The sequence below is a fragment of the Wolbachia endosymbiont of Mansonella perstans genome (genome assembly GCF_020278605.1).
Classification (GTDB): domain Bacteria; phylum Pseudomonadota; class Alphaproteobacteria; order Rickettsiales; family Anaplasmataceae; genus Wolbachia.
Window position 1 is genome coordinate 1 of the sequence record NZ_JACZHU010000029.1, and the last position, 11,126, is coordinate 11,126.

The 11,126-nt window shown below is 34.5% G+C and carries 8 protein-coding genes, 1 other RNA gene and 1 pseudogene; 4 read left to right on the top strand and 6 right to left on the bottom strand.

Annotated elements, in window-relative coordinates; genetic code table 11:
• From IHO13_RS02505 to ssrA, 4 genes are all read right to left on the bottom strand, one after another.
• Window positions 1-321 (bottom strand): DNA translocase FtsK 4TM domain-containing protein (locus tag IHO13_RS02505; protein ID WP_225538126.1); only part of this gene is annotated, 321 nt, incomplete at its 3' end.
• Between the two features lie 4 nt (window positions 322-325).
• A complete protein-coding gene (locus IHO13_RS02510; protein WP_225538127.1) occupies window positions 326-601 on the bottom strand; it encodes a YggT family protein in 276 nt (91 codons plus the stop codon).
• A gap of 144 nt (window positions 602-745) precedes the next feature.
• On the bottom strand, window positions 746-1,183 hold the full coding sequence (locus tag IHO13_RS02515; RefSeq protein ID WP_225538128.1) for a ClpXP protease specificity-enhancing factor SspB: 438 nt from the start codon (window positions 1,181-1,183) through the stop codon (window positions 746-748).
• A 23-nt stretch (window positions 1,184-1,206) separates the two neighbouring features.
• Window positions 1,207-1,539: a transfer-messenger RNA gene (gene ssrA / locus IHO13_RS02520) on the bottom strand.
• 700 nt (window positions 1,540-2,239) lie between these two features.
• On the opposite strand from ssrA, the gene IHO13_RS02525 reads away from it, so the two are divergent.
• Together IHO13_RS02525 and thyX are read left to right on the top strand one after the other, a co-directional pair.
• Window positions 2,240-3,616, top strand: a complete 1,377-nt coding sequence (locus tag IHO13_RS02525) for a UDP-N-acetylglucosamine 1-carboxyvinyltransferase (RefSeq protein WP_225538129.1) — start codon at window positions 2,240-2,242, stop codon at window positions 3,614-3,616.
• A 9-nt stretch (window positions 3,617-3,625) separates the two neighbouring features.
• Window positions 3,626-4,489 carry an FAD-dependent thymidylate synthase gene (gene thyX / locus IHO13_RS02530; protein WP_225538130.1) on the top strand — a complete coding sequence of 288 codons (864 nt, stop codon included), beginning with the start codon at window positions 3,626-3,628 and terminating at the stop codon, window positions 4,487-4,489.
• Between the two features lie 72 nt (window positions 4,490-4,561).
• On the opposite strand, the gene IHO13_RS02535 is transcribed toward thyX, so the two are convergent.
• Together IHO13_RS02535 and IHO13_RS02540 are read right to left on the bottom strand one after the other, a co-directional pair.
• Window positions 4,562-6,658, bottom strand: a complete 2,097-nt coding sequence (locus IHO13_RS02535; protein WP_225538131.1) for a hypothetical protein — start codon at window positions 6,656-6,658, stop codon at window positions 4,562-4,564.
• A 12-nt stretch (window positions 6,659-6,670) separates the two neighbouring features.
• The gene (locus IHO13_RS02540) at window positions 6,671-7,822 is read right to left on the bottom strand and encodes a hypothetical protein (protein ID WP_225538132.1); all 1,152 of its coding nucleotides are present in this window, start codon (window positions 7,820-7,822) and stop codon (window positions 6,671-6,673) included.
• A 167-nt stretch (window positions 7,823-7,989) separates the two neighbouring features.
• Between IHO13_RS02540 and priA the strand changes: the two are divergent.
• Together priA and IHO13_RS02550 are read left to right on the top strand one after the other, a co-directional pair.
• Window positions 7,990-9,948: pseudogene (priA, locus tag IHO13_RS02545) on the top strand (replication restart helicase PriA).
• 580 nt (window positions 9,949-10,528) lie between these two features.
• Window positions 10,529-10,684, top strand: a complete 156-nt coding sequence (locus tag IHO13_RS02550; RefSeq protein ID WP_225538133.1) for an ankyrin repeat domain-containing protein — start codon at window positions 10,529-10,531, stop codon at window positions 10,682-10,684.
• Window positions 10,685-11,126 lie beyond the last annotated feature (442 nt).

Here is an 11,126-nt window from a genome sequence, read left to right on the forward strand (position 1 = left end):
AGTGATGCCGAGCGAAAGTTGTGATAATATAGCGCATATTCCTAAATTGATTAATGCTAAGTAGAGAATTTTCAGCAACCTTTTTGATGGTCTGAGGGTCAAAAAATAAACTATAGTTGTAGCTATTGCAATACTAGTTAATCCAAGAAATTGAACTAATATATCAGCTAAATATGAGCCTACTATCCCACCTAAATTCGTCACTTCTTCATCTGTAGCTGTGTTTAAGGATGGATCTTTATAGTTGTAGCTAAAAACTGATATATATATATATATCAGGAGCGATATGTATATTGCTGATTTCAGATGTTTTTTTAGCATCTACTTAAAAGTAGTAATTTATCGTATATTTTACAGAGTGAATTGCTATTAGCAATATCATCACAGATAGATCTAATCCGTTGAATGGTCGTATATACTTTCTGATAACCTTTAGTGGTGGATGGACAAGTCGGTTCAAAGTGTGCATTATGTTGCTCACAACTTCGTTATACATATTTACTATATTAAGCTTAATCAGCCAATTTAAAGCAACCCAACACATTAGAATGAAGCTATAAAGATCAAACAACATGTTGAATAAATATATTATTAGATGCATGCACGTTTATTACATGAAAATTATATATAAAGATAGATATTTAGGAATTCTAAATCAATTTCTTTAAGTAATGCTTCCTCTATGCTTATTACTTGATTAGACCAGTTTTTTTCTCTCTCGTATGTCAGGAAGCTAGGTTCGCAACTACTGATCACGCAGTTGGTCTATGGATATAACGCTACCATTTAGTGGGTTTTCAGTACGTTTTTCACTGTTATATTCTTTGTCAGAATCGATACTGATCTTGTCAAATATTAAAACATCCCCTGAAACTTTATCATGAAATTCACTAATAGCAAAAAATGGCACGGTAATTTGCTCTTGTTTTCCGTGAAAACTCAAACTTACGCTAAATTTATCCTCAAAGATTTTTAAATCATAGAATTGATGTTGTAATACAATAAGTACTTGAGTAGGGTATGACTTTCTTAAGTAATCTGGTACGATAACACCTTTAAAATGAGTGAAGAGTAATATTTCTAAATGAGGAGTGAAATTATTGCCCGATATGATACCTAAAGCTTTTTTAATGACTTGAAACTTGGCGAAATTAAGCGATCTCTTATAATCTATTTTTTCCATACAAGTTTTGCACATGTAAATTCTGGGGGAACTTCTGTTACCCGGCGTTCCCTAAGCCGTGCTTGTAGCAATGAAGTATAGTGCTAAACTAAGCAGCTAATACTACATTGCTGTTAGCAGCAAAGTTATCGTTTGCATTTAAATTACGAACTCTTAACGGTGGTGTCTAACCGAGCAAAGTTACCATCTTTACTATGCATGTCGATCCTTATTCGCCCCCATATAAATTAAAAACATGGTGGAGGCGCCGAGTACTGCCCTCGGGTCCAATACACTTATTATAAGGTAATTTTATTGCCATAGTGTATAAAATACACATAGTCATTATATAATAATATTAAGTAAATGTCAAGATATTTAACTTTAAGTTAATTGGTAGCTAACAACAATTCCCACTATACAGAAAAGTGAATAGACAACAGTGGAAAGAATTATAACGTCATCCACAAAAACCAAAAAACTACTTGACAGCCTGCGCCAGCCCTCTACAATGGGGTTATGGGTGTTTTAAGCCTAAAATTTATCTTTAGTCTTGTACTAAATAACAAAAGCACAGCATAAGACAAGGCTTGTTATGTTTTATTTTTGCAGCATGGGTGCTGCATGTCTTTATAAATTTTTGTCTACATTAGCTGAGCCTCGCTTATTAAGCGGTGTAAGAGAGAACCGGACGCCAAATTTTTGAGAGAACAGTAAACAACTCGCGTTTCGGGGTTTCTTTTGTTTTTTAATTAGTTAAAAAATTTAACTAACTTCGTTTTTTTTCACAAAAAAACTGCTTGACAAACTTCAACATCTCTCTTAGGAATAAAGCTATAGGTATTTACAATCCCAAGGTCAGCTATTTGTCAAGTGTATAAGGCATTAACACCAAGTTCTAAAATAGATATTGACTAGTTTTTTTCGTCTTTTTTCTTGTTTGGTAAATTCCTTAAGCCAAATGAAACTGGGAAGTGTTTGACTCTGGCTTACTATATAACCTTACTCATCAAGATGCTATGTTTGCCTTTTATTGCCAATTCACTATACTTATTCGGTAAGATCTAGTTTGATTAAATGTATAAAATATTAGTAAGGAATAACCATAAACCTTTAGTTGGGAAAATTAAAGTTAATGGTTCAAAGAATGCTATTTTACCAATAGCAGCAGCAAGCCTGTTGAGCAGTTCTGCAGTAACTTTGCATAATGTACCTGATCTAATTGATGTGCATCTGATGTCTGAGCTGCTCAAAAATCTTGGAGCAAAAGTAAACTTTATGTACAACAAAGACTATAAAGCAAATCACACTTTAGAGATTAACTGTAGCAATATTAACAATCATGTGATACCGAATAAAACTGCAAATAAACTGCGAGCATCTTTTTTAATGCTAGGTCCAATGCTCAGCAGATTCGGCAAGGCGAGAACAGCATTTCCTGGTGGGTGCAACATTGGAAAACGCCCTGTCGACATGCACATCAAAGCGTTAGAAAAAATGGGGGCTAAAATTGAAATTGACGGCTGTAATATAATTGCAACGGTGAAAGGAAAGCTACAAGGGAGAGAAATTACATTTGAAAAAATAAGTGTTGGTGCAACGGAGAACATAATAATGGCAGCAACACTTGCAGAAGGAATAACAATAATAAACAATGCTGCAACAGAGCCAGAGGTTCTAGATTTAATAGAGTTCTTAAAAAAAATGGGTGCTGATATTAATATTCATGATAATAAAATAAATCTCTTTGATGTCATTCCAGTGTATGAAGCTGGAATCTATGACGGATCCCAGTGTTGCGCTACTTGGATGACAAAGAATTTTGCAAAAGGTCTGATAACAATAAAAGGAGTTGAGACACTAAATGGATGTGTCCACAAAATAATACCAGATCGCATAGAAGCCGGCACATACGCACTAGCTGCCATAATAACTGGTGGTAAATTGATGTTAGAAGGAATAAATCTATCTGATATAAGATGTATTGCAAATGAATTGGAGGCTATAGGAGCTGTGGTTGAGCTGTATGGCAAAGGTATTGCTATTTCTAAAAAAAATGGCTCTATTAAATCTGCTAATATTATAACAGATTCATACCCTAACTTTCCTAGTGATATGCAGCCACAACTGATGTCTGCAATGTGCGTCGCTGATGGGGTATCAGTAATCGAAGAAAGCATTTTTGAAAGCAGGTTTGCACATTCAGGTGAATTGAGAAAGTTGGGTGCTAATATTAGCATCAAAAAAAGCAAAGCTGTTATAAATGGAGTAAAAAGCTTGTCTGGAGCTAATCTATATGCTACTGATTTAAGATCAACGGCAGCTTTAGTGCTTGCTTCTTTGGTAGCTAGTGGAGAAACTACAATAAATAACTCACATCATTTATGGAGAGGGTATGAAGCAATGCACGAAAAACTAAATTCGTGTGGGGCTGATATTTCCATTTCATCTTGAGGATATTTTATGAATGAGGAACGTTATTCAACTAAGAGAATTACAGTAAAAGAAGTAGATGAAATTCTATATGAGGAGCATAAGGTATTGGATCATGGGTTTATTCGGGTAGTGGATTATATGGGATCTGACAGCACTATAGTTCAAGCTGCTCGTGTTTCTTATGGAAAGGGAACAAAGCAGATAAGTCAAGATGAAGCGCTCATAAAGTATTTAATGAGACATCACCATACAACTCCGTTTGAGATGTGTGAAATTAAGTTTCACGTGAAACTTCCAATTTTTGTTGCAAGACAATGGATAAGGCATAGAACTGCAAATGTGAATGAGTATTCGGCAAGGTATTCAATACTTGATAACGAATTTTATATACCGAAACCAGAACAGGTTGCGAAACAATCTGATGATAATAAACAAGGCAGTGGTGAAGCTTTTGACTCACATACATCGAAAGAAATAATAGATTCTCTGACAAATGACTCTAATTTAGTATATTCTCATTATGAGAAATTTATTGAACAGGGGCTTGCAAGAGAAATTGCTAGAACCAATCTAATGCTTAATTACTACACGCAATTTTATTGGAAGATAGATCTAAATAACCTTCTTCATTTTTTGAAGCTTAGAGCTGACAAGCATGCTCAGTATGAAATTAGAGTCTATGCAGAAGTTATTCTGGATATAATAAAGAAGTGGGTCCCAATGGCGTACAACGCTTTTGTTAAATATTGCTTAGAATCGGTTTGTATTTCAAGAACCGGTCTAGAAGTAATCCGCAAATTAATTAAGGGAGAAAATGTTACTAAAGAAGAAAGCGGAATTGGTAAAAGGGAATGGGACGAGCTGATGTTTACACTCGATAAGAAATCTTGAAGATAAAAATATATGCATCAGCTTTCTTTATCAATTAATTCTCGTCCACTAAGTTAAATCTAGCCCTTTATATTACACTAATTCATCACTTTTATAGAACATCTCATTAAAATCATCTAAAGTCCCAAAATCCTGATCTTTGATAAATAAATGATTATCAGCAACATATGCTTTATCAAGAGTAAAGGGTTCGTAATGATGGTTGTGAGCTGGACTAACAATTTCATTATATAAAACCATGACTTGCTCATAGTTATATTCTTTGCTCACATGGTATTTGTTACGTACGATATCACAAAAATTCTTCACATCGTCATACGTAACTTGTAGTTTTACTTTATACTTCCCCATTTCAATAGGCTCATCTGTTTTTATTTTTAAGGGGTGTTGTGGATAATCTTCCTCCTTGTCATCCTTCATACTGTATATAACACTTGTTATGACAACTTCCTCCTGTTTATCCTCATCTTCTTCTAGCGATCTTTTGCTCCTTTTTCTTTTCTCATTAGTAGGGTATTTAGCTTCATCCTCTTGCATACTTGATACTTCGTGTTCACGCTTCAGGTACTCTTCACCACTCAATTGAACCTTGACCCACTGTTTAAACTCTTGATCATAATCTTTCAATTTAGCCAAAAAATCCTCAACTAATTTATTACCTTGAGGTTTATTTGTACCGTGTGTAGAGAGGCTCTTTAGCAAATTATCGATCATATCTGGATGTTTATCTTCAAGAAATTTTATCACTTGTTCGGTATCTGAGTTATAATGCTCCCATTTATTATTTATAATATTATTGCACAGTATTTTATCTGGTTTGAAATCTTTATTTCTTATTGCAATTAAGGCCTCTTTGTTTCCATGATCATTAACACACTGACCATTTTCCAAGCCTGCCATGTAGTTAGCAATTCCTTCATGCATAGCTTTAGGTAAAACACTACCCGTGCCATAATAGGAATTAATGATGGCTAAAGCGTGTCCCAATTCATGTTTTAAAGTTTTACATGAATCATTGAACTCATTCTGCAAGTAAAAATAAACATGAACATCTGAACCGCAGCCCTGGAGCGTCAAACCAGAACTACCTTGATAACCAATACTCAATTCTTTTAGATAACTTTCGTAGTCACTCTTTGTATTAAATATGAAGACGTTGATTTTATTTAGTATATTGTGCCAAGGTTGAGAATTATTAATGCCAGATGCTGAGTCAAAATCTTTTATAGTACCCTCGATGGCATTTTTTATACCACTCAACTTGCTATGGTTTAATTCCTCATTATCATATTTTAAGTTTATTTGAAGTTTGTGTTTACTGAAAGTAATAACTTCACTATCTGGCACAAGATCTGTGGCGGTTTTATTCCCACTTTTTACATCCATCCACTGCTTAAATTCTTTTTCAATTTCTGAGTTATCTAAAAGACGCTTGAATTCTGATATTGCTTGCGCCCTGCCAAAAGGTGTTGTAATAAGCAATTGCTTGATAAATTGAGGATGTTTTTCTTGCAAGAATGTTACCAAGCAATCTGCCATTCTATAATTATTAGTCATGCTGGCTATTTTGTAGGGTGTATTGTATCCAGATTCCTGCATTTTATCGTATGCTTCTTTTGTATAGTGCATATCACGAATGCTCTCTTTTTTAGCTGCATCATAGCTCCACATGAAAAGCTTCATACCAGTACGTAAAATTTCAGGTACTTCATTGAAATTGCCAGTGGCGTACTCAAGAAATGCATCGCTCATCTTTTCCATCAGAATTTTAGACTTTGCACAAAGTAAGCTATTTACATCTCCAATAATAAAAGTTTTTGCTATCGTACCGTCATTTTTATGTGCTCTTACTGTTCCACCACCCCATAATTCATTGTGGTCTTTACCACCTGAAAGTTCCTTTATATAAGCTTTATAATCGTCATAATTTTTCAGCACATAAAGCTGCAATTTTACAGGACCAGTATGATTACTTTTTTGTGAATAGAAATTTTCAGACCAAGCACCATAAGCATCTTTTACAGTCTGTTTTATATAATCAGGTGTGTAACTAGTTAGCCCACCATATTTCACTTCTATTGTAAGCTCATCGTTTATTACTATATTCTCTTTATTTGGAAATAGCTTTTTTATTAACTTCTGCAGTACAGAATTTTCTTGAAACTCCACGGTCGTTGATTTTTAGTCCTCATTTTTTGCTTGAATGTTTACTGAGTTATCACTATCTTTCATATCACTATCATCCTCCTCAATAGCTCTTTTTTTTCTAGGTTTGGCTTCACTTTTTACTATAACTTCTTCGTCCATAGGTTGATCGTTAAGCATAACTTCTGAATCTATCTGATTGCTGCCTTTCTCTAACTCATTAGACAATCTCTCAGACAGTTGGTCACCACCCAAATACCGATCCTTTGAATATTTAGCGTAATTATGGGGGTCGATTCCATCTGCTGAATAAAACCCACTTTCAAAGCCGGAGTAGGAGCTTCGATTGAGCACAAAAAATAAATCTTCATAATCAACCAGCATATCATTTCTAGGGCTAATAAAATGCAAATATTCAACATCTTCATTTTCTGGATGGTGTTTATATTTTGCTATATAGTATTTACTCGAATCGATAAGTATCTTATTTCCTTTCTCCCCATCAAGTTGTAAAATTACTGCTGAACGTCCATCACCTATATCATGACCTTTTATCACTTTAAACATTTTAATCTCATCTTTTTCTATAAGTTCTTTTAACTCTTCGTTCTTTTGATTTAACTCTTCTTCCGCCTGTCTTCTCTCCCTCACTAGCTTCGCCTCTTTTTCAGCAATTTCATTTTGTATCTTTAAAAGTATGTCTTGCGTAGCTAAGCCGTTTGCGTTGCTTAGAAAGTTATCTAACACATTTGATGCAATTGGTGACAATTTACCATGATCATCAAATACTTTTTCTTTTGTCTTGTCATAGTAACTTGGATTGTAAATTACAGCTAGAGGATAAAAGCCATAGTCTGTGATTGCCTCTTCACCCAATGATAGCTCCATTGAAAATCCGCAGTAATTAAGTGGAAGGTTAGAAGTTAAAGATCTGCCATCATCATTTTTAACATATAGCTCATCTCTACCATAATACCCACCGTATTTATTGTAATAGATATAAAAATTCTCATGGTTGAGATCTAAGTAACTATCCAGGTTATCAAATTTAACTGTACTGCCAAGCTTCTCGCGCAAAAGATTTTTGCTTTCATTTGTAAGCTTTACACGTGCAGAAAAGTGGGATTGACCTGCTATAGGCTCACCTCTTTCCATTTCAAAGTTCAAAGCAATCTTATCATCAACCATAAATGGCCTACATAAATTATGTAAGCCTATTAATTTATCAATTATATGATGTGTACTATGAAAAATACGTTAAATATTAAGATCTTTTTTCTGTGTGTAATTTTCCCAATTTATCTATGTTGTTAAAGGTTACAGACCTGCAAAAATAGTGCTAAACTGAGACTGCCATGACAAAGACAGTTGACGTATTACTATCACTTCCAATTGGCCAGTTGTTTTCATGTGCAGTTGAAGAAAACGCTGAAATTTCAATTGGGGATTACGTAGTAGTGCCATTTGGCAAAAAACGCTTGATTGGAATAGTTTGGAAATATAGTGATAGGAGTGATCGAGAATCAAAATCCATTGAGCAGAGGATCAATCTACCAAGCGTTAGACTAAAATTGATCGCATTTGCAGAGTGAGTTGCGCAATACGATTTAATACCTATCGGTATATTTGCGAAAGTAATAATGTGAGGGATGTTAAAAGTAAACCAAATAGATAAACTGGTTTGTGTTGAAAAAGATCAGGAGATAAGTGAAATAGGTTGCTAGTTAAGCCCTGAGCAGCAGGTAGCTAGTGACAGAATAACAAGCAATTTGAACGAATACTTAAGTGACTTTGCTTAACGGTGAAACAGGATCTGGGAAAACAGGAGTTTATTTATCTGTGATTGCGAAGTTAGTTGACACTGCAAACGACGCTCAAGTTTTAATTCTCCTGCCCGAAATTATTTTAACTTCACAATTAGTAAATCGTATTCGCAGTCAGATATCAAGAAACCTAGCTCAGTGGCACCCGAGGCTCACTCCAAAAACTCGCAGAAATAACTGGCTTGATATAGCAAATGGAAATGTACAAATAATTATTGGGGCACGATCAACACTTTTCTTACCTTATAAAAACTTAAAATTGATTATCGCTGATGAAGAGCACGATTTATCTTTTAAACAAGAGCAGGGAATTATATACAATGCTCGAGATATGGCGATAATCTTAGCCAAAATCGAAAATATTCCAATAATTCTGTCATTAGCAACTTCACTGCTTGAAACAATTTACCATGTCAAAAATAGGAATTTCACTCACGTGAAGTTAGCTAAGCAATTTGGCGGTGCGGAATTGCCACTAATTAAAGTAATGGAGATGAGAAACAAAAAACAATGGATCTCCAATGAGCTTTTCGAGTGCATAAAACAAACCATAGAGAAAAAATAGCAGGTTATGCTTTTTCTAAACCGCAGAGGGTATACGCAACTTGCAGTTTATAAAAGTATGGATACAAAATTTCCTGCCTAAATTGTGCTATTTGGCTTACATACTACAAGAAAAAAGATGCCCTTTTGTGCCATCATTGTCTTTATCAATTAAAACTCCCAGAAAAATGCTCTAATTGCCAAAGTGAGCAGTCGTTATCCCTTTATGGTGTAGAAATTGAAAGGTTGCTTGGAGAAATGGTCAAACTAACCAAACGCAAAAACTTCGATCATAAGTAGCGATCAGAAGTCAGTTAGCAACGTCATTGACTTAGTGCTGAAAGAGGAGGTGAATATTATAATCGGTTCACAAATAATTGCTCTAAAGGACATAATTTTCCTAAATTGACCTTGGTTAGGGTGATAAATGCGGATTTGAGCCTCGAAAATTCTGGTCTGAGAGCAGCAGAAAAGATATATCAGCTATTGCCCCAAGTTACAGGAAGATCTGGAAAGTTCAACGAAAAGGGAACAGGAATAGCGCAAACCAGTAATCCTGAAGGCTCGATAATAAAAGCACTGCAGTATCAAAAGAGGGACGCATTTTATGAAATTGAACTTAAGTCGAGATGCATAGTCAAAATATCACCATTTAGCAGGCCAATAGTACTTATAATTTGTGGTAAGAATCAGATTATAACACAGAAAGTAGCAAATGGGATAGCAAGATTCTTACATAACCAATGTTAAAAAGAATTCGAAGTTCTTGATCCATCGCCAGCGGCAATAAATTTTTTAAATAATAAATATCGGTATAGAGTATTACTGAAGATAAACAATAGACATAGTCTATCCATGCAGAAAAAGCTGAAATGCTGGATTAAAAGTTATAACTTGAGTTCGAGCATTGCAGTAATAATAGATGTTGATCCTGTGAGTTTTTTTTAACAGGTTTATTACAGAGCGTTAATTTAAAATTGGACAACATTTATAGAAACTATCACAAATTATAATAATTTTTTAACCAAGAGCTTGACTTTCAGCAGAATTTATTGTATTATTAATAAATAATATGATCAAATAAGGAGGTCGTATGAATTTACTTAAAATCGTCCTTAGGAAAGGGATAGAGTATGATGAAAAAATTAGAGAGTTGTAGGAGTTCCTTGATAACAATAGCGAAACATCTATTAATAGGGAGTTATTTAGAGCAGCTTTATCTACAAGGATGAAAGGATGCTGTATGCATAAGAAAACAAATGGTGTACCTTATTTTGCACCATTGTATCGAACACAATAGTGCAAGATCTGAGAAAGGAGAGAGATTATCATTTCAAGATGTAATAGATATTTTAGATGAAGCAACACGTAGACTGGTCGCTCCTGATTATCTCCACCAATTGATAAATTTTTAATGTCAAGAAGGCAGCGTATTACGGGATTTAGCTTTTAACAATTATATAAAACAATCCGTTTTGGAATACGATGCAAATCTTCATGGCAATGAACTATGGTACCAAGTTGCTGCATGGAAGTAGAAGCCGCAATAAAGCGTGGTGTAATTTTTCATAGTAATACATTATTGCATCAAGGTGTTATAAGTAACAACATTGGAGCAATAGAAACCCTTTTGAAATATGGTGCAAATCCTTTGATAAAGAACGAAAAGGTGAAATTTCATTAGATTTAGCTCAAGGAAACACAAGAAAATACTAATTAGATGTATGGAAGACCAAGCTAAATCGAAAAAAGAAAGTGCTAGATATAATAGTTTGGATAGCATTATACTGGAGTTTTTCTTAGTGTTGGGCTGGGTGTTGGTAGTGCTTTAGCAGATCCTCTAGTGGCTGTCATATTGGGCGCAATAGCAGTATCTACTCTCATCATTGAAATAGCTGTTGGACTGGCTATATATTCTTGACTCATGACTATAAACAGGCTAAATCGATAGAAAAGGCAATTAATTATGAGCTATCTTCTGCGCTCACAAATAGTAAGGAAACGCTTGCGACTGTGGGTAAAACTCCAACTATGGATTAGAAAGAAGTGAAAAAAGGCTGGAAACCAGACTTTTTTTTGGAGATAAGGGCTATATAAAGAAAGAGCTCCTTTAGAAACTCTTCGAG

Coding starts and splice junctions, on each gene's coding strand:
- IHO13_RS02550 (WP_225538133.1), top strand. CDS start 10,529: ATGGAAGTAGAAGCCGCAATAAAGCGTGGTGTAATTTTTCATAGTAAT.
- IHO13_RS02510 (WP_225538127.1), bottom strand. CDS start 601: ATGCATCTAATAATATATTTATTCAACATGTTGTTTGATCTTTATAGC.
- thyX (WP_225538130.1), top strand. CDS start 3,626: ATGAATGAGGAACGTTATTCAACTAAGAGAATTACAGTAAAAGAAGTA.
- IHO13_RS02540 (WP_225538132.1), bottom strand. CDS start 7,822: ATGGTTGATGATAAGATTGCTTTGAACTTTGAAATGGAAAGAGGTGAG.
- IHO13_RS02525 (WP_225538129.1), top strand. CDS start 2,240: ATGTATAAAATATTAGTAAGGAATAACCATAAACCTTTAGTTGGGAAA.
- IHO13_RS02515 (WP_225538128.1), bottom strand. CDS start 1,183: ATGGAAAAAATAGATTATAAGAGATCGCTTAATTTCGCCAAGTTTCAA.